At 35.6% G+C, this 19,977-nt stretch carries 21 protein-coding genes and 1 tRNA gene; 9 read left to right on the plus strand and 13 right to left on the minus strand.

The annotated features are described in order from the left end of the window. Positions 1-184 precede the first annotated feature (184 nt). The gene (locus AQF98_RS06965; protein ID WP_055131208.1) at positions 185-376 is read left to right on the plus strand and encodes a hypothetical protein; all 192 of its coding nucleotides are present in this window, start codon (positions 185-187) and stop codon (positions 374-376) included. 59 nt (positions 377-435) lie between these two features. Here AQF98_RS06965 and AQF98_RS06970 read toward each other — a convergent pair whose 3' ends face one another. Beyond that, complete coding sequence (locus tag AQF98_RS06970) at positions 436-972, minus strand: biopolymer transporter ExbD (protein ID WP_055131209.1); 537 nt, start codon at positions 970-972, stop codon at positions 436-438. Positions 973-1,057: 85 nt separating this feature from the next. Continuing rightward, complete coding sequence (locus AQF98_RS06975) at positions 1,058-1,585, minus strand: superoxide dismutase family protein (RefSeq protein WP_152969658.1); 528 nt, start codon at positions 1,583-1,585, stop codon at positions 1,058-1,060. A 132-nt stretch (positions 1,586-1,717) separates the two neighbouring features. On the opposite strand from AQF98_RS06975, the gene AQF98_RS06980 reads away from it, so the two are divergent. Further along, the gene (locus AQF98_RS06980) at positions 1,718-2,065 is read left to right on the plus strand and encodes a hypothetical protein (protein ID WP_055131211.1); all 348 of its coding nucleotides are present in this window, start codon (positions 1,718-1,720) and stop codon (positions 2,063-2,065) included. 133 nt (positions 2,066-2,198) lie between these two features. Further along, a complete protein-coding gene (locus AQF98_RS06985; RefSeq protein WP_055131212.1) occupies positions 2,199-3,221 on the plus strand; it encodes a LacI family DNA-binding transcriptional regulator in 1,023 nt (340 codons plus the stop codon). A gap of 38 nt (positions 3,222-3,259) precedes the next feature. Here the strand turns inward: AQF98_RS06985 and AQF98_RS06990 are convergent, their stop codons facing one another. Beyond that, positions 3,260-4,606 carry a Gfo/Idh/MocA family protein gene (locus AQF98_RS06990; protein WP_055131213.1) on the minus strand — a complete coding sequence of 449 codons (1,347 nt, stop codon included), beginning with the start codon at positions 4,604-4,606 and terminating at the stop codon, positions 3,260-3,262. Positions 4,607-4,689: 83 nt separating this feature from the next. Here AQF98_RS06990 and AQF98_RS06995 point away from each other — a divergent pair, with 83 nt between their 5' ends. Next, positions 4,690-5,145, plus strand: a complete 456-nt coding sequence (locus tag AQF98_RS06995; RefSeq protein ID WP_200911851.1) for a DUF5655 domain-containing protein — start codon at positions 4,690-4,692, stop codon at positions 5,143-5,145. After that, positions 5,123-5,551, plus strand: coding sequence for a hypothetical protein (locus AQF98_RS07000; RefSeq protein WP_055131214.1), 429 nt, complete (start codon positions 5,123-5,125; stop codon positions 5,549-5,551). Before AQF98_RS06995 ends, AQF98_RS07000 begins: the two co-directional genes overlap by 23 nt. Before the next feature lie 8 nt (positions 5,552-5,559). Here the strand turns inward: AQF98_RS07000 and AQF98_RS07005 are convergent, their stop codons facing one another. The 6 genes from AQF98_RS07005 to AQF98_RS07030 form a co-directional block, all read right to left on the minus strand. Further along, positions 5,560-6,702, minus strand: a complete 1,143-nt coding sequence (locus AQF98_RS07005) for an NAD(P)/FAD-dependent oxidoreductase (RefSeq protein ID WP_055131215.1) — start codon at positions 6,700-6,702, stop codon at positions 5,560-5,562. A 95-nt stretch (positions 6,703-6,797) separates the two neighbouring features. Then, positions 6,798-6,871, minus strand: a tRNA-Asp gene (locus AQF98_RS07010). 94 nt (positions 6,872-6,965) lie between these two features. Further along, positions 6,966-8,039 (minus strand): peptide chain release factor 1, encoded by a 1,074-nt coding sequence (prfA, locus tag AQF98_RS07015; protein WP_055131216.1) that lies wholly within the window; start codon positions 8,037-8,039, stop codon positions 6,966-6,968. Positions 8,040-8,219: 180 nt separating this feature from the next. Next, positions 8,220-8,969, minus strand: a complete 750-nt coding sequence (locus tag AQF98_RS07020) for a UDP-2,3-diacylglucosamine diphosphatase (RefSeq protein WP_055131217.1) — start codon at positions 8,967-8,969, stop codon at positions 8,220-8,222. 60 nt (positions 8,970-9,029) lie between these two features. Next, entirely contained in the window at positions 9,030-9,560 is a 531-nt protein-coding gene (locus AQF98_RS07025) for a hypothetical protein (protein ID WP_152969659.1), read from the minus strand. A 151-nt stretch (positions 9,561-9,711) separates the two neighbouring features. Then, a complete protein-coding gene (locus tag AQF98_RS07030; RefSeq protein ID WP_055131219.1) occupies positions 9,712-11,799 on the minus strand; it encodes a HAMP domain-containing sensor histidine kinase in 2,088 nt (695 codons plus the stop codon). A 553-nt stretch (positions 11,800-12,352) separates the two neighbouring features. Between AQF98_RS07030 and AQF98_RS07035 the strand changes: the two genes are divergently transcribed. The 4 genes from AQF98_RS07035 (at position 12,353) to AQF98_RS07050 (ending at position 14,971) form a co-directional block, all read left to right on the plus strand. After that, complete coding sequence (locus AQF98_RS07035) at positions 12,353-12,976, plus strand: hypothetical protein (protein WP_152969660.1); 624 nt, start codon at positions 12,353-12,355, stop codon at positions 12,974-12,976. A 179-nt stretch (positions 12,977-13,155) separates the two neighbouring features. Continuing rightward, on the plus strand, positions 13,156-13,551 hold the full coding sequence (locus AQF98_RS07040; RefSeq protein WP_055131221.1) for a hypothetical protein: 396 nt from the start codon (positions 13,156-13,158) through the stop codon (positions 13,549-13,551). A gap of 70 nt (positions 13,552-13,621) precedes the next feature. After that, positions 13,622-14,215: a hypothetical protein gene (locus AQF98_RS07045; RefSeq protein ID WP_055131222.1), complete on the plus strand. Its 594-nt coding sequence runs from the start codon at positions 13,622-13,624 to the stop codon at positions 14,213-14,215. Positions 14,216-14,401: 186 nt separating this feature from the next. Then, a complete protein-coding gene (locus AQF98_RS07050; protein ID WP_055131223.1) occupies positions 14,402-14,971 on the plus strand; it encodes a hypothetical protein in 570 nt (189 codons plus the stop codon). Between the two features lie 45 nt (positions 14,972-15,016). On the opposite strand, the gene AQF98_RS07055 is transcribed toward AQF98_RS07050, so the two are convergent. The 4 genes from AQF98_RS07055 to AQF98_RS07070 all read right to left on the minus strand — a co-directional run bounded on the left by AQF98_RS07055 (position 15,017) and on the right by AQF98_RS07070 (position 19,794). Beyond that, on the minus strand, positions 15,017-16,408 hold the full coding sequence (locus tag AQF98_RS07055) for a TlpA disulfide reductase family protein (protein ID WP_055131224.1): 1,392 nt from the start codon (positions 16,406-16,408) through the stop codon (positions 15,017-15,019). Between the two features lie 260 nt (positions 16,409-16,668). Then, entirely contained in the window at positions 16,669-18,138 is a 1,470-nt protein-coding gene (locus tag AQF98_RS07060) for an alpha/beta hydrolase-fold protein (protein ID WP_055131225.1), read from the minus strand. Positions 18,139-18,212: 74 nt separating this feature from the next. Continuing rightward, entirely contained in the window at positions 18,213-19,028 is an 816-nt protein-coding gene (locus AQF98_RS07065) for an AraC family transcriptional regulator (RefSeq protein WP_055131226.1), read from the minus strand. Between the two features lie 340 nt (positions 19,029-19,368). Next, a complete protein-coding gene (locus AQF98_RS07070; protein WP_055131227.1) occupies positions 19,369-19,794 on the minus strand; it encodes a hypothetical protein in 426 nt (141 codons plus the stop codon). Between the last annotated feature and the right edge of the window lie 183 nt (positions 19,795-19,977).

Genomic DNA, 19,977 nt, shown 5'->3' on the forward strand with positions numbered 1-19,977 from the left:
ACAACGAACCAAAGAATAGTAGTTGTTTTGAATTGTTTATGTTGATTCAAAAAACTATCTTTAGCTATAGCTTATTGAAGCTTAACGTTTTACACCCAACACTCGCTCAATATCGTAACCAACAGGTAAACGCACCTAGTACCTGTATCAACCTAGGTCATTTTTAACTTAACCAAAATAAATTATGAAAAAAGACGCGAAATTGGGTAAAACCTTAAACAGAGCAGAACTGAAATCGATTGTTGGTGGTACTGGAGAAGAATTTGTAGTCATTATGTGTAGCAATGGTGCTATCGTTTGCATTTCTTGCGAAACTGAAGAAGAATGCAACAAAAATGCAGAAATAGCCTGCGCTGCTGCTAACGGAGACAGTTAGTTTATAATTTAAGCCCAGGCGTTAGTTACCTGGGCTTATCTCATGCTATCCAGCGCTGCTTATATCCCCTTTTGATGCATAAAAGCCTTTTCTTGTGGCGTAATGTTTTGATCATCTATTGCATAAGATTCTACTTTATTGATCAGCATCTCATCGATAATATTTACAAAATTTTTATACTTAGCCGTAGCTGTCGGCTTAATGATCACAATCATGTATTTTAATGCATTACCTTGGTGCAACTGTGCAACCAGCTTTTTATTTTTTACAACTTGTGTATTGATGTTGCTGATATTGATTGTTTTCATCTCTGCTTTTGCAGGTTCGCCCATATAATAAACAGCCGTGTTATTTTTGCCCAATAAAATGGTCATTGTTCTTGATGCAGGATAATCGGCAAAATCTGTTAAATCTTTTACCGGAACTGGCTTAACAATGTCCATCGCCTTCATTTTAGCCAATGAGGTAGTGAGCATAAAAAAAGTAATCAATAAAAATGCGAGATCTACCATTGCGGTTAAATCTACACTCGGAAGTAATTTTTTGGTTCTTCCTTTTATGGCCTTGCCATTTTGAGGAATGTTTAGTGTTGCCATCTTGTTTAGGTTTTAAACAGGATGTATTTTAACACGATATTACATAAAAGCGATCTTTTTTATTTATCACTCCAATAAAAGGAAATTACTTTACTTCCTCAATTACTCCGCATCCTACCCTTGGGCCAGAATTACCTGTAGGTTGTGTGGTGTAATCGTCGGTACCACCATGTACAATAATTGCTCTATTGATTATATTTTTGAGATCATTTGCCATTACACTCCACCTATCCGTACTCACACTAATGGTACCATGTCCTTTGTGGTCTAATTTAATATTCCCAATATCGCCAGAGTGATAAGCTGCACTTCCCCATTTTCCATGTGCTTCATTTGTAGGGTTCCAATGCCCATGTGTATTTTCGCCCATATTTCCACAATCGCCATGTTCATGAAAGTGTACCGCGACCGTACTATCAGCTCTTTCTGGAAAATTAATTTCCAGGTCCATTTTTATTTTTCCATCGGCTAAACTATAAAATTTTGCTGTGCCAATGGGCTGGTTAGTGGCGGTAGAATTTAAGGTTGCTTTCGCAATTTCTTTACTGGCTTGGGTGCAAGAGTTGAATGCCATACACATACAAATCCCTGCTAAGATCAGGTATCTTTTCATATCCATCATGATTTAGTTAACTAAACAACAACACTTTAGCAGTTTGGTTTTGAATAGTTCAGAAATATGCCATCGAAATAAAAAACCAATTCCTATCCACTTTGTTCTACGATATATTAAATTGTAGAAATCATGGAACAGCCAGTAGAAATGAATACATTAAGTCAGATTTTAGAAAAATTAAGACTTAAAGGAAAAGACAATGAAATTAGGATGTCTGACCACGGTAAGATGCAATCGGCCAACCTCAACAAAATATATAGACCTGAAGATTTGACCATTGTAAAAACTTATCGTTTTGAGGGAATGTCTGACCCTGCCGATAGCTCAGTACTTTATTTAGTTGAAGACATAGACAAAAACATTGGCTATATTTTAGATGCTTATGGCATTTACTCTGATAATGAGGGGCCTGCATTCGACGATTTTTTAAAAAAACTGCCAGTAGCCGACCGAGATGAACAAGAGCTTTTTTGCTAAAAAGTGCTGCAAAAACAAAGGCTTTGTTTAAACAAGGCCTTTGTTGTTAAATTAAAGTTAACGCAAACGTTTGATATTTAAAAAAAAGCTAAAAAATATTTATCTTCGGGATGTCCCTAGGGCATACAGGCCGATGATGAAGAAACCGATCACTATTAAAGAAATTGCGAAGAAGCTTGATTTATCTATATCAACCGTTTCTAGGGCATTACATGCTCATCCAAGCATCAGTCTCAGCACCCAACAAAAGGTTAAACAAATGGCAGAAGAGATGGAGTATGAGCCCAATCAAACTGCCATCTTCTTCCAAAAAGGAAAAACATTTACCATTGGGGTTATTTTACCAGAGCTAGCAGAGGCTTTTTTCTCCTCGGCCATTAGCGCCATTGAAGATATTGCTTATAAGAAAAATTATACTGTGCTGTTGGCCCAATCTCATGATGATGAACATCGGGAAAAACAACTGGTAGAAAAGATGAAAAACCATAGAATTGATGGGCTATTGGTTTCTGTTGCTAAAACAACTTCCAACTTTGAACACTTTGAGCAATTAAAGAAATATGATATTCCGGTTGTCTTTTTTGATCGAATCCCACCTTTAAAGAACATCCACTATGTGGCCTGTAATATAGAAACGGGAAGCATAGAGGCCGTTAACTACTTGTTAAAAAGAGGTCACCGGAGTATAGGATTAATCAATGGTCCCACTACACTCATTGCCAGTGGGCAAAGAAAAGAAGGATACATTAAAGCACTGCAAAAAAACAGGCTGAAATTTGACCCAACCTTAATCGTAAATTGTGATTTAACAGAAGAAAGCACAAAAACCGCTTTAGATGTTTTATTGAAACACAAACGCAAACCTACTGCCATTGTTACTTTTAATGATTATGTGTCGGCATTTGCGATTAAGTATGCCTTTAAATCAAAATTAAACCTGAACAACACGATAGAATTTGTGAGTTATGCCAATTCTCCAGTAATTGGTTTTATGGAACACCCTCCGGTAGCTTCTGTAGAACAGTTTCCGGCCGTACAGGGACAGAAAGCGATTGATACCTTACTAGACATTTTAAATACAGAGGCAAAAGAAGAGCCTCAGGCTTATTATAAGATCATGATCGAATCACAATTGATTGAAAGCTCTAAAGATTAACAAAAAAGGCCAGCAAATGCTGGCCTTTTTTGTTGGTTTTAAAATCCACTGTCATCTAGCGCAAATGTATTTTTTCTGGTTTTCCATTTTCCTTTGGTAAAATCTGGGAATTCTTGTGGTTTGTTCCCTTCTTTTAACGATTTTGTTGAAAGTGGTGTAATTACACTCATCGTTACAGAATCATAAACATCAATTGGCGTTTGTTTTTTGCCCTTAACCGCTAAAATAAATGCGTTAAATACAAACCAGTCCATTCCACCGTGCCCTGCACCAACTGCTTCTTTTTCATATTTTTTCCAAAGTGGGTGATCATATTTATCAAACCATTCTTTAGCCGGATCCCAAGCATGTGGTTTTGATGTGCCTTCAATGTGTATAGATCTGTTCACATCCATCCAAAGCCCATTGGTACCTTGAACCCTAAAACCTAAAGAGTATGGACGAGGCAAATGCACATCGTGCGATAACATTACTGTTTCGCCATTTGCACAATTGATCATGGTGGTGGTTACATCTCCATTTTTATAATTCAGTTTTGCATTTGGGTGTCCTGGCGATTTGCTTTCTACGTAATCGGCCAAACCACGTGCCTTAGAACTGAAAGAGACTAGGTTTGTAAATCTATTTCCTCTATTGATATTTGCATACTGCATTACCGGACCAGCACCATGGGTTGGATATAAATCTCCATCTTGGTCTATATTAAACTGCGTTCTCCATTGCGCTTCACTCAAAGCTTTAGGACCATACTCTACCCCACCGCCATAATATTGCTTACCATTGTTAAACAATACTTCACGCAGATCGTGTTGGTAGCCACCTTCTAAATGGATCATTTCGCCAAATAGACCTTGTCTAACCATATTCAATGCTGCCATTACATCACGTCTGTAGCAAACGTTCTCTAAGGTCATGTATGGCATCCCTGTTTTTTCAGATGTATTTACAATATCCCAGTGCTCGCTAACGGTTAAACCTGCAATTACCTCACAACCTACATATTTACCAGCATTCATTGCATAAATAGCTTGCGAATGGTGAAACTGCCAAGGTGTTGCAATAATTACTGCATCTATATCTTTCCTGTCTAACAATGCTTTATAAGCATCTATTCCGCCAGTATATTCTTTAGCTGCCGGTTTGCCTTTTTTGGCAATAAATTCCCTACATATTTTTAGGGAGCTTTCTTGTGTATCGCAAATGGCTACTATATCTACATCATCTCTTAACACCCCTTCACTAATATGGCTCATGCCTCTTGCTCCAACACCAATATAACCTAATCTTACCTTGCCATTGTCTTTTGCAAACAATGTACCTGTAGGTAAAATGCTGATACCTGCGGCAGCTAATGCGCCATTTTTAATAAAATCTCTTCTTTCCATTTTTGTATTTTTCGGTTGAGGTGTATAAAATTTAAATGTAAGTTAAAAAAATTAGCCTTTACAATACAGTAAATTGGTGTATTTTGGCAACGCAAACGTTTGATAATCTAAGCCTAACCATGTGGACCTGTACTTCTTGTCATCAAATTTTTAAACATACCAACCAGATCCACTACTGTGGCGACAAAACTGTAAATGATTTTCTGATTGGCAAAAACGAGGAAGTAATTGATCTTTTCAACCATTTTATTTTGAGATACCGTGAAATTGGAGAAATCAAATTACAGGCAACCAAATCAATGATAGCCATTATGGCTGATCAACGTTTTGCCTATATCATTAAAATAGGAAAAGACTTTATCGATATTGTATTGCCCTTTAAAAAACCTTTTGAAGACAATTTATGTTTTAGAAAGATTGCACTTGTACCTGGGAGTACTGATTATAACCATCATTTGAGGCTCTATTACCCCGATGACATCAACGAAGAGGTATTTGATTATATGAAGCTAGCTTATGCAAACGGAAAAAGTATATGAGTTAAATGGCTGTAAGCTGGTAGTGGTTTTTGCAACCCAACTTGTCAGTATCAAAGAACCCAAGGCGCTAAAAAAATACTTATCAAAAGATATCGATGCAAGATCAACGGTTTTTGTAAGTCAGATTAAGCAAGATTACCTGAACTTTATAGGCGAATCACTCTCTATTACAAACGACTCTATGGTGATTGAGATCTGGGGGCACGTTTATGCCAGCCACCTGGCTAAAGCCGCCAGAAACCTTGTGCAGCTTCAGCTGATTGAAAGTTTTGCAGACTTCGTAATTAAAAGAAGTGATACCATAGAATGCGGAGAAAGCGAAATTGACAGCAACAGAGTATTTTGGGATGTATTGGCTAATTTTAAAGGAATAATCCTCAATTTTTTACCGAAGAGACTCAAATAAGCTATCTTTCAAAAGAACACCTTTTTAAACTTTCGCTTCAATGTTCCTTTAATATCTGTTGGATATGTCCGTTTTCCCATAAAAACATCGGTCATGGCTTCGGCGAAGATTTGTCCAAACTGCTTGATCAACATATTACGCATTACAGGTTTGCCGTAAAAGAGCTTGGCCAAGCGTACTCCCGTGCTTACTTCTGGAATGAGGTTCTTCTGTAGTTTTTCGTTATATAAAGCAGCTGCAAGTTGGGGTTCTAGTTTACTCTCTATCAAGGCCTCGGCAGCAAAAATGCCTGAAACGAGGGCATTAGATAAACCTTCGGCAACTATCGGATCGGCTAGCCCCGCAGCATCTCCGGTAAGGAAAACGTTTTTCTGTGCAAAAGTGTCTGTTCGTGGAGCAACAGGAATCACAAAGCCATGTTTATCTTCTGTAATGACTTTCTCTATGCCCAGTGTTTTCAGGTAATTGGTATAATGGGTTTTTAAATTGAGATTTTTCTTAGACAGGTCGAAGCTTACCACGCCAATAGACAAATGCTTTTTTTTGGGAAAACACCATGCGTAACCCATTGGAATGCCATCAATATCAAAGCGTACACGTTCAGAAAGTCTTTCAAAAACCGCTTCCTCAACCTCCACTTCATATTCGAGTGCGGGCACAAGCGTTCGGGTCTCATCCCAGCCAGCCAATTTTGCGGTTGGCCCTAAAGCCCCATCTGCTGCTATAATAAATTTGGCATTGATAGCACCTTCAGTAGTTTGGATTGTAATGGTATCATTCAACTCCAAATCCAACACTTTATGGTGCTGTAACAGGACTGCACCTTGCGCTACTGCGTTTTCAATAATGAGATGATCAAAGGTATCTCTCATTACCATACTAATGATCGGCACCTCTCTTTTTGTACTGAGTTGTATATTGGTTTTGTCGATATACATATCTACTTCCTCAAACTCACTTTCGATGGCTTTAGCAATATCAAAAGGAATCAAAGCCTTTCCACGGTGTACCAAACCGCCACCACATGTTTTGTATCTGGGCAATACTTCTTTTTCGAGAATAACAGTAGAAATTCCATTTTTAGCCAGGTGGTAAGCTGCCATGGCACCAGATGGTCCACTTCCAATTACTGCAACATCGAAAATTTTCATGCACTAAAACTATACAAATTAAATATCAGCTACAAGAGTGATGAAAAAAGGTCTATAAACCGAAAAAGCACCATCTGTTGAGATGATGCTTTTTGCGGTCCGGACGGGACTCGAACCCGCGACCTCCGCCGTGACAGGGCGGCATTCTAACCAGCTGAACTACCGAACCAGTTCCCCAAAACAAAATCACTTTCGGATTGGGATTGCAAATATAGTGTCTTTAATTTATTTTACAACAAAAATTTGAAAATAATTGTAACTCGTTAAATTACAGCACCTTCTTTCATCTTCTCTGCATTCTCTGCAAACTGCAAGGCATCAATCAGCTCTTGAACTTCACCATTCATTACCCCATTTAGGTTATAAAGTGTTAAACCAATACGGTGATCGGTTACTCTTCCCTGTGGATAATTGTAAGTTCTGATCTTCGCAGATCGATCTCCTGTTGATACCATAGTTTTACGTCTAGCCGCAATATCGCCATTCTTTTTCTGCAATTCGATATCATATAACTTGCTCCGCAGCATCTCCATTGCAATTACACGGTTACCCAATTGCGAACGCTCTTGCTGACAAACCACTACAATACCCGAAGGTCTGTGCGTTAACTGTACCTTTGTTTCAACCTTGTTTACATTCTGCCCACCTGCACCACCAGATCTCGAAGTCTGTAGGTCAATATCTGCGGGATTAATATATAAATCAATTTCTTCGGCCTCTGGCAATACAGCTACCGAAGCTGCCGATGTATGCACACGACCTTGTGTTTCTGTATCTGGCACGCGTTGTACACGGTGTACACCCGATTCGTATTTCAACTGCCCATAAACATCCTCGCCACTTACTTTTAAAATCACCTCTTTATAGCCACCAGCTGTACCTTCAGTTACATCAACTGTTTCTACTTTCCAGCCCTTTGTTTCAAAATAACGGCTGTACATTCGGTATAAATCTCCGGCAAATAAAGCAGCCTCATCTCCACCTGTACCACCTCTAATCTCAAAAACGGCATTTTTAGCATCCTCTGGATCTTTCGGAATCAACATCAAACGGATAGCTTCTTCCATTTTTTCTTGTTGCACCAATAATAGATCTAGCTCTTCTTTAGCCATCTCTCTCATCTCCTGATCTTTCTCTGTGCTTAAAATTTCTTTATTGGCTTCTATATTGCTCATCACATTTTTGTAGATTTTGTATTCATCCACAATTTTGCCCAAGTCTTTATATTCTTTGTTTAAAGCTGCAAAACGTTTCATATCCTGCATCGTATCAGGATTACTTAATTGTTCCTCTACATCTTCCCAACGCAGCTTTATCGCTTCTAATTTTTCTAACATAATCTAATTTCATTTGAAAATCTGCTTCACTGCACAGCACAAAGCAAGCCCCGCTTTACGCGTAAAGGCCCATTAAAAATGCACCTTTCTGCTTCAATCGGGTTTATTGCACAAAAACCCATGCAACAAGCCTGCAAAAATACAAATTAAAGGCTAAAGCTGAAAGAGGAATATCATGCTTTAAGACTTGGGGTTGAAATACTCCAGCCTTAATTCTTCTCCATCAAAAACACCGTAAGAATTATAGTTGATCCACTCGCCTATGTTCATGTATCTGCTATTATTGGTCAATTTGATATCTAGTGGTAAATGTCTATGCCCGAATATAAAATAATCATAATGGGCTTTCTGCAGTTCTTCTTTGGCAAAAATGGCCAGCCATTCATTTTCTTCTCCTAAAAAGACCTCTTTTTTGTCGTTGGCAATTCTACTGCTGCCAGACCAGCCATTGGCAATAAACAAGCCTATTCTGGGTGGCAAAACCGCAAACAGCCATTGGCAAAAGCGATTTCTGAATACTTTACGTAAAAACTTATATTTCGTATCTCCAGGCCCCAGCCCATCTCCGTGATGGAGATAGAATTTTTTGTTGTTTCTTTCCATCACCAGCTCATCGCTAATAATTTCTATGCCAATCTCTTTGGTAAAATAATCATTTACCCACATGTCGTGGTTACCCTTAAAGAAATAGATTTTAATCCCTGCATCGGCCATTTGAGCCAGCTTACCTTGCAGCCTGATAAATCCCTTTGGAATAACTTTACCATATTCGAACCAAAAATCAAATACATCCCCCATCAGAAATAGCTCGCTGCAGCTAGGTTCGATAAAGTTTAGCCACGACACAATAAGTGCCTCCCTTTTACGACTTTCGTTATAATTAGGTGCACCCAAATGAAAATCGGAAGCGAAATAAATTTTTTTATCCATGGTCTAATCAGCCCCAAAGGTAGAGAAAAATTTAGCAGAACTTAATTGCTTTGCCATTCATTATTTCTTTACTGCAATTGCGCCACCTAAACCTAAATTGATCGAATTTCTGATCTGTTCTCTGTTCAAAAAGAAATCTACACCAGTATTTAAGAACAATTTTCCATCTACCACTTTGTTCGAAAAGAAATCTGCACCAATATTGATTCTGGCTACATCAAATCTTTTTCTTTTCCTTGTATTTTTATCTAAGTTAAAACCAAGCGCAAAATCAAGCATCAAATTATTGTTTTGAGTGCTAGTGCTAGCTGCGCTTTGGGTTAACCTCAACACATCCAATTCCAATAACGGAGCGATTTCAAAATAGGTCGGATTTTTATATTTCACCCTATCAGCACCAAAAAACTTGCTGAGATTAAGCTGTGGTCCTACATAAAAATAATCTGATGCCCGATAGGTTAAGGCAGTTTTAAAATCCAGACCAGATTTAAGCTCTGTATTTTTACCTGTAAAAACATAACTGACCCCAATCTTTACCGCCAGTTTACTTTTGTATTGCGCTTGCACAACAATTGCACTTGTGAGTAACATTATAAAAATTAACACCTTCTGCTTCATTGACTTTAACATTTAACTGTAGTTTAAATAAATTTATCCTTTTTTAATGTTGTTTAATTAAAGAAACTTATCTAAAGAACCCCAAACGAATTGGTTTGCCTATTTTTATATACTCAAATAAAAACTAGTTAGCTTTATCAAAAGCTGTACTAAAAGGCAACCTTATAAAGAAAGTTGTTCCCTTATTCAATTCACTTTCAAACCAGATCTCTCCATCATGAGCCTCAATAATCTGTTTACAAATCGTTAATCCTAAACCAAAAGAAACCTCTCCAGAGGTACCTAATCTCCGTGCATCAGAAAACATATTAAACACCTTATCCTTAAGCTCGTCTGGAATACCGATGCCATTATCTTTTATCGTTATCAAAACAGATTTGGGTTCACGCACCATATCTACGTTAATTACTGTACCCTTATCACTAAATTTAATGGCATTCACAATCAAATTACTGATTACCCTCCATATTTTTTCTCTGCTGATAAAGAGGGTTACATTTTGAGTTCGCAATACAATACGTTGTTCCTTTTCAGCGGCTTTAAAATTAAGCAGTCCTACACAATAATTCAGCAACTCATGGAGTTCTACTTCATCTTTCTTTAAATCTGTCTTATCAACATTCATACTTAAAAGATCAGCGATCATATCCAGCGAGTGGTTACTCGATGTTTTAAGCAACTCGAGCATTTCCTTATCGGCATCCAAAAGGTGGTCATTTTGCAACATAATATTGGCAATGCTAATGGTTATGGCCATAGGGTTACGTAAATCGTGCGCCACAATTTTTACAATACGTGTATTTTCTTCCTGACTTTGTTGCAAGGCCTCTAAAGCCTTGGTCATATTGAAATTCTGTCTAGTGATTTTTAAATTCAACTTTTTACTATTCTTCCAGTTCTGCCATACCACAAACAGGGTGCAAGCACCTATTAGCAAACAGAAGATAAAAGCAATAATGTAGGTTCGTTTAAGGCTATTGTCTTTGGCCAACAGCAATAGTTCATTATCCTTATCATTCAACTTAAATATTTGGTCCAAATTTGCATCGTGATTGATCTGCGCAATATTGTCTAATGAATCTTTTAGATGATTGTATTTTTTTCTCCATCGATAAGCTTCCACCCCCATGTTTTGTTGATCAAAATACTTCCATCTTAGCTGAAACATCTTCAATCTGTAGTCTATTGGCATTTGTCTTTCAGATGGTGGATGTAAAAAAGTACTCCAAAGATCCTTAAACATGAGATCTGCCTTTTTAAAATCGGCAACACTAAGATAAAGGTCCCATAGTTTAAGCTTTGCAGTTTGTGCATCGATCTGTTCAAACCGGGGCCGGTCATTCAGCATGATACTCTTCTTAAGATATTTTTCTGACAACTTGTATGCCCCCTGTTTAGCATAAGTACCCCCTAGGTTACCATAAACTACTCCCCTTGCTGACCCAATAAATATACTATCCTTTGGAAACCTAGCTGCATTTTGATCAATAAAAGCAAGGCTCATTTTATAATATGTAACGGCACTATCAAGTTGGTTTAGCTTTTCAAAACATAAACCAATCGTATTAAAATAGCCATGCTTAGACAGGTCATTAATATTACTTCCTTTACAGCTTTTACTTTCAACAAGTGCCTGTTTAATATCGATAATGGCTTTTTGATATTGTTTTTCTTGGTACCTGATTAATCCAATCTTGTTGGTAATAGCATAGGCATCACAAATATTCAGGTTTTCCATTGCAAAAGTTCTTGCATCATAATAACATTTAAAAGCATGTTCATATTGCCTACGCTTCAACTCTAGATTACCTCTTAAAAAGAGTGCAGTAACATATTCTTTCTTATAAATCTCTTTCCTCTCTTTTATCATAAAAAATAGACTGTCCAGATAGGAACCAGCCGTGGCCATATCATTACGTTTGACTAAATAGTATTGAAAATTGTATCTATATTTTTCAAAAAGATCTTTGGTATTTGGCTCAAAAGTTTTGTAAGCAGAATCAAGATAGGTTAATGCTTCCATGCCATGGCCATAACCAATCATTACCTCAGCTTTATCCAATGCCGTTATTGCTCCCGAAGAAAGCACTTCTGGTTGTTGCGGTGTACTTTTACGGCACGATGGCAGTAGCAGTATCCCAAACCATAAATAAATCCCGATAAAGAAAATATGTTTGGTTAATAAAACAGCTATTTTTTTGGAATAATCCATAAAAGCAATACTTTACACGATCAACATTCTTTCATTAAGGACAGCTTTATAGACATCAAAATCCTTAATAAATACAAATCTACTTCTTGCACTTTCAGGTGTTGTTACCAGCGTCTTGTTTCTAACACTATTTTAGTCTGGCAAAGCAGTTACAATAACCTTTTAAATATAGTACTTATTTTATTGATACAAATAGTCTATTACTAGGTAAGCCATTAACATATCCTTCAGTTTCAGGCCAACTGCGCAAAATAACACAAAGTACATTTTATCTACCTTATTTATAGGCTACTCAAGTCGTATCAGAAATAACAAATCAATGGTTTCGTCACAAGTTTTTGCCTTTCTAAATATCTTGTATATCAACAATGTTAACCATCACATAGATTTGCTACACAAGAAACTACAGTTATTTAGCATTTAATTATTCCATGATATGAAAATTTGTCGAAGCCAGTTTCACTTGAAGTATGTTACCAAGATCAATACAGGCTCAAACAGTTGTGCTTTTGAAATGAATATCCTTTCAGCTATCATCAAATAGATGTTAACCATGGAGGTGCACAAACCAGCAGACCTCATCAATTTTTTGAGGAGCCACATTGAACCACTAGAAGACGAAATCTATGGTACGAGTTTTAGGGCGAGTGTGTACCTACACGACGGGACGTTTATTCCCTGCGTTGTTTTTCGTGATTTTGAATTGGTGACCAGCTTAGCCATCAAACGGTTTACAGCCGGGCAAGCAGAAAAGTGTGGAACAGTTAAAAAAGCAGGGGGAACAGGTTATGTAAATATGGTTAAACATTATTTACTCAACAATAGTCGAATCAGACTCTCAGAAATCGGGCGCATCGAAAAGAGCAAATTCGCCATTCCAAGCAAGTTTTTGCAACAAATAGAGGTAGAAACAAGTAAAGGCTGGACCGGTTTTACCTGTAAAATGAATGATGGCAAATACTTGGGCTTTGGTACCACCTATGCATTCGAGTTCTTTTACATGCCAAGCAACTATTCGTTGAATGATATCACTGCAATTATCAATCACAGTTATGTGCTAAAAAATGGGGAATTAAAATACCATCCACAACCTATGCTGGCTTATCCAAGTGATTATAATGAAGCTGTTGTAAATAGAGAAATGTCATTTTTCGAATGTTTCATAGACCGTATTTGATAGCTTGACAAGCGCCATCTTTTGTGCCCTATTGAGTAAATTTTACTCCATCAAAAAGATTAGAAATAACAAATCAATGGTTTCGTGATAAGTTTTTAGTGTTCTAAACAAACTCTATTCTATTGAAAATAATAAACATATACTTTTAATTACCGATTTATTATTTTTTTGAAGATCCAATGAGAATTATATTAGCCTTTATTACTTTGATACTTTGTTTTATAGGAATAGATGCAAACGCACGTGGTAGCAGTAGAGGTTGTTTTCAGAATGAAACAAATAGAATGTACTATGATCGCATTAGTCCCAATTATCAACATCAAAATGGCAATTCTTATGAAGCCTACAACCCTAGTGCCTACTATGAGCTCTACCCTGGTAAATGCCCAGGATATACTTTTGATAATTCAGTAGATCCTAATACCATATGTTATGTGGGCAATAACAGAGGGGCCATTCGTAACTATGAACTCGTAGACTGTAACCTAGATAGTAATGCTTGGATGTTGATTATACCCATGGGTTTATTAGGCTTTGCATTTGTCCGAAAGAAATCAAAAGCTAGCCTATTGTGAAATTAGATTTCTTGGCAAGCAAGATATGCATCTGGCGAAATAGATTTAAATACACCTTAACTATAAATATATGAACCATTTAAGTCTATTTTGTTTACTCTTATTTCTTGTTGCTTGCAAAAAAATACCTAGCAACAGTAATCCTATTTCAGAAACTCCCAATGCTAATTCAGTTTCATACGAAACAGATATACACAAAAGATACCCTAGGTTATGGGTAGAGATAGCACTCATTAAAAAAGATGATGTAACGATTGAATACGATCCCAATTTAAAAAATCCAGGTCAAGGAAGGGGTAAAAACAAACTGGCGATTAGTCCAAGTATATTAACCAATACCAATTTGAACGAAAACGATCTGATGATTATATTATGGCACGAATATGGGCATGTATTAGATGCCAGAACCGACCCAGACAGAAGTCAGCTATCTAATTTTGACCGCAATACACTTGCAGAGCATATTGCTTTTAGGTATTCTGTAGAAGTAGCGATCAACTATGCTAAAAGTAAAAAAGATTTCAGCCCATTGGCAGAGGTCATCACCAATTTAGAAGCCCGAGAAAAAAATGGGAGTTTGAAAGACCCACATACTATAGCCATTAAACAATTGTTACAAGAACCTTTTTGGCAAACGGCAAAAGAGCAAGTGAAAAATAAATAATCGACGATCTCTAACCCAATTAAAACGAGGAATTCTGGTTTCAAAACACCCCCATAAAACAACAATTTTTCTTAACTTTTAGTTAAATCGCATTAGACTGGCAGTAAAATATTTTCTTTGATTTCAGCCTTTAATTGAAAAATCAGTAGTTTTGCTTATTAGGTAACTTATAAAACTGAGAATTATATGAAAAAATTGTTATTTATAGCATTGCTGCTCAATTGTGCCATTTTTGCAAGGGCACAAAAAGTTGAAGTTTATGGATCTTATGGACTGGGATCAGCGCAAGAGATCATAGATGGTCTTTCTGACATGGGCGCCTCGCTTTTTACTGGGGGTACAGTTAGCAGCCAAACAAATCACCTTTACGGGCCAATTGCTGTAGGGGTTAATTATTATTTCACTCCTCGTCTAAGCGCTGGTATTTTATACTCCAACACGTCATCAAGATCTATTGTTTCGGGAGGCAGTTCCTCAGCAAACACTTATAAAAACACCTATAATGTGATCATGGCCAGAACGGATTATAGATACATTGACAAGGCTGTACAACTCTACTCTGGTATTAGCTTGGGTTCGTCTTTTGCCACAACTAAGCCAGAAAATGGCACCAGTACTAAAACGGCTAGCACTACAGACTTCGCCTATCAAGTCAATGCCCTTGGTATACGTGTAGGTAGAAAAATAGGGGTTTTCACAGAATTAGGCTTCGGGTACAATGGCATTATCAATGCCGGAGTTTCTATGAAGTTTTAAGAGTGCAACGACAATAAAAGGATAACTGTAATTATCTTCAAATAATTATTCCAACCCACTTATCAATCGAGATAACGATGGAGAAGTGGGCCTTGGTGCAAAAGCATTTACAATATTCCCATTTTTATCAATAATCATATAACGAGGTGTACCATTTATAAAATAGTTTTGGTGAAAATTTGAGCCAAATCCTCCAGCATAACCATGAACACCTATGAATGCTTGATGCTGGTTCAAGAATGCCAGTGTTTCTTTGGTAAATGGTTCGTTAGAGAGATTAATGAATGTTACAGAATCTTGAAACTTAGCCATCATTTTCTCATAATAAGGAACTTCATCCATTGAGAAATGGCAACTGGTTGACCAGATATTTATGACCACCGTTTTCCCTTTAAAATCAAACAGGCTATACTCTTTCCCAGTAATATCTTTGAAAGCAAAAGAAGGGGCTTTTTTACCTGGTTCTAATAACTCCATTGCTCTAGCTTTATAATCTACAACATTGAAGTAAGTGCTTTTTTGCTGTTCCTTTGCTTTTGTCTTAAATTGTTCCATAAAGCCAAGTTCCAAATAATGGTTAAGCAAACTGGCTATATAAAAGGATTTAAGTCCTTTGCTAATAGGAAGTTTATTGATTACTACTTCTTCATTTTTTAGATCTTCCAATTGTAATACACTTACCTCAGTTGAAAAATTCTTAGTTCTAAGTTTTTTTAGGCACTCCCGTATATATAACTCACTATATCTAATAAATGAGGGTGATAACAATGCTGTTTCAGATTGTGATATTGTATTTTCTGGTAAGCGGAAATAAACTTCACCGGTATCAATTACATCTTTACTGAAATAATTATAATAGTCGGGATACTGAATTCTTCTGATCAGGTTATGATATGTATTTTCAATTTCAACAAATGATCTAAACAATTTGCTGACTTTTTTATCATTAAAATGGGCTTGGAAACTATCCATCTGTTTCCTAAACAAGGTTTCATTAACAGCTATAAAATCTTTTGGCTTTAGGTTATATGTGCTTTCCAGATTTTTAAATGTGCTCTGATTAAGCCTTGCTGAAGAAACTAAATAATTATTGATGTCATTGTTAGCCCCGCTAAAAGCTATACTATTGAGTACATCTTTGGAACTAAATTCAATAAACATATCGCCGGGCACTTCCAGAAAGAGCATTATTCTGGCTTTGTCATATATCAAATAAACAACTTTAGGAAAAACGCAGTTTAATGATAACTTGTTAGTTCCAGATCCTAAAGTTTTTTCATTTTTTGTAATAAGCTCATTTTCCACTATGTAAAATGGCTTAATATCAGTACCCATAATTTTAACATGTAGTTCTACCATATTTGAACTACTTTTTTGAGCGTACAATTTTCCAAATACCAATAGTGAAAATAGGGCTAGTATAATTTTTAATTTCATTGTAAAATCAGAGCATAATGCTATCAATGATCGAAGTTATTGTATGTCAATTGATAAATATGTGCAGAAATACTCAAGTTAAATTTTATTTTATCCAACCTAGTTGGATAAACCACAACCCATTGACCTCCTTTGACCAAAAACAGAACAACTCATATAATATTAATTATAAGAGACTTATCTGCATTTTGAAATTGATAATATGGGGGTCAACAAAATTGGTTTATCCAGTTTAGACACATTTTCATTTATAACCAGCATTATAAGTTTACTTCCTTTTGCCAATTTTTTGCATTTATATTTTTTGAATCTTCGTTGAGTGATTTATTGAGATAAAACTTTGCATTCATTTTATCTTCTTTATAATAATAGCATTTTGACAGTAATAAATATGCATTGCTTATGCTAAAAAAAGTGTCGGGTGGTGTAGTTCCCCGATGTTGTATAAAATCTAATAAATTTGCAATTCCTTCATCAAAATTAGATTTACTTTCTACTGAAATTTGTGCTGCCATGTATTTGTAGGCATAATACTTAGTGTATTCAAATCCTTCGTTTAATGTTTTCCATGCGGCCGTTTTATTTTTTTCGTGTTTCCAGTAGATATTCTTTGCTAAAGTTCTAAATGCATTATCGCTAGCACCCTTATCATTTCTTCTTCGAGCATCGTCAATAGATTTTAAGTAATACTTTTTAGCCTTTTCAAAATTATTAAAGCTGGCTTCATAAGTATAGCCTGTATTAAATAGCATTAATGGGTTTTGTATCGAAGAGGGATCATCAAAGTAATTTGCAAAATAATCCATCACCTTTTCATCTTTTCTATCTGCAATATTGTCTAATAATGGCACTTGAGTATTCGAATTCTTTTTAAATTCTATCCCATATATATTCTTCATTGTCGCTGTAGTTGAATCAAACCACTGTGCAATATTCTTCTCTGTTTTTGGAATATCAAAAGTAGATAAAGAGTAAATAAATTTTAATCCATTTAAAAGAGCATGAGACACCACATTATCATGACCTGCATCTGGAAAAAGCTCATACTTAAAATGAAAAGAATTTGAATCCAACACGGTTATTTTGTGTTGAATTTCAATTGCATAATTCCTCCTTCGCTCTATATCATGTCCGGCAGGCGCTATATAATAAAAAGTTGGATGTGTTTTGTAGTAGTCAATTAGGCTTTTATTTATTTCAAATGGTGGTTTATCTTCTGATAACTTTTCAGGGCTAAACAAAATGTATGCATTAAATAAGCCAGGTTGATTTAAGAACAAATAGTTGGCGTAGCTTGATGAATAAGATTGTCCTATAAATGCCCTAAAATTTGTAGTTTTATATGCTGTTTCTATTTGTGGGATTAGTTCAGTTTTTAAGCACTCAACAAAAAATTTTCCAGTTTTCCCAATTTCTCCAGTTTCATAACTATAATCCATTTTATTCATTTGGCCTGATAAAATCTCTATAACAACTGATGGCGGAAAATCATTTATAAAATTATTTATATTGGCAGCAACAAGCATACCGTTACCACCACCTAAGGCGCCATAGCTATTTAAATAAATTGAAGGATATTTATTTTGGGTATTCCAATCTTTGGGTAACCATACAACGTATCGTATGCTATCGTTTAAATTTTTTGAAAAAAAAGTCTTCTTAATTTTTGTTTGGCAAAAAGATGAGCTAGTCACAATTAATCCTGTTATTAATAATACTATGTATTTCATGGCTATTTGTATTTTGGTATAATACAAACAACCGCATAAGTAATAAAAGAAAATTGTATAAATGTAACCTGAGCTTATCTTGTAAAGGTCCAAAATATATCTTCTGATCCGACTTCTTTTAATGAGCTGAAAAATTGTTTTGGTTTTAATCCCGTTAATTGTTTACAGGCTTTTATAAAATGAGATTGATCAGCATACCTTGCATAATAAGCCAGTTGTGTAAGGTTTTTTGAATTGGTAATAAGCAATTTTGCATTCATCAGATGCCTAAAACGTAAAATCATTCGGTATTTTTGTGGTGTTACGTTTAGATATGAGATAAAAAGATGATTTAAATGCTTTCGAGTAATACCCACTTCTTGCTCTGCTATTTTTATGATTGTATTAGTGTTATCTATATCATGGAAAATTTGCAGGGCCTTTTCAAGATGTTCATTATGGAATATTGATAATTGACTCAATAGAAAATTATCTAAGGCATTGGCAATTTGATTTTCATCAAAAGTGCTGAAAACCTTAGTTAAAAAATCATCAATGATAGGATTTAGGCTATCAAATATATTTTTACCGGCTAAAAACTGATTAATACCCAAGGGTTTAAACACAACAGCTACTTTATGTACCTTACCTATTTGAGTAATTTTTAGTATAGACTCCCTTGTTGGGGTAAATATTTTTAGATATGGACAATTTTCTTTATAGGTAAGAACATTATGGTTTTCTTTTTTGTCGATTATACTCTCTTTATAAAATGAGATTGTTGTGTTGACATGTGGATAGCAAATATATTCGTTAAAATAATCTTCTTCATCACATATATCTAAATAATAATAACTGATATATTTTTGAATTGTATAATTAAGTGGTTTAAATGTTCTAAATAATTTCATAAGCTGTTTTCATATATCCGATTATCTCTTTTCAGTTAAAGAACATTTGGCCTAAATTGAACAAAACAATAAACGCTCTTTTTAACTTTTATGTCTAGATAAAACTTATTCATCTTAAAATTTCCGGTTAAAATATGCGCATTGTCAGGAATTAAATAATTTGTTTAATGTGGAAAACCACAGTCTATTGATTTCCCTTTACCAAAAAAAGAATAATCTTTACAATTTTAAGAGACTTATCTACATTTTTAAAACTACGGATAAGGCTTTAACAACATGGCATGTCTACCTCACATTATGATCTTAATGATTATCGATGCCAAATATCTGATGATTACCTTTAGTTAAGTTTTGATAGAAGGACGGATATATTTCTGGACAGTGAATATACATCCAATAATGCTAGGTTTCTATTTTTGTATACGAATGGCACTGTTCTTTTCATATACCTTAATGCCTCATCATAACTCCTGTATACGATTTGTTCAATGGCCCTAAATCCATCATCATTATTTCTGAGATCAGAAAATCCAAACTCCTGGTGTTGACTAAAAAGTAGGTCTTTATTCAGTCCTTGTCCAGCACTGATATATATCCTGGTTCCGATGGTTACCTGTCTGGTAGATGAGATTTCATCGGTTACCATAAAGCCATGTTTGAGGCTAAGGATGCATTTACCATTTTTTGGATGTACCAAGCTTCTGAAGTTGGGAACCATTTCAAATTTTGGGCAATTGATCGACAATAGGGCAGGAATATTGGCCATGGTTTTCAAAATCAGATAACAGTAGTCAAAGACATCCTAAGGTCTATCATTTTTACACCTAGATTAATTCTTCATATAGTCGATACAAACATATACCGTTCTTTACTATTCTATCTCACCACCTTACCTAATTGCTTTTATCACTTAAATACCATTCTAACATACTATCCTTTTGTACAAAAC

This window comes from Pedobacter sp. Hv1, assembly GCF_001412215.1.
Lineage (GTDB): Bacteria > Bacteroidota > Bacteroidia > Sphingobacteriales > Sphingobacteriaceae > Pedobacter.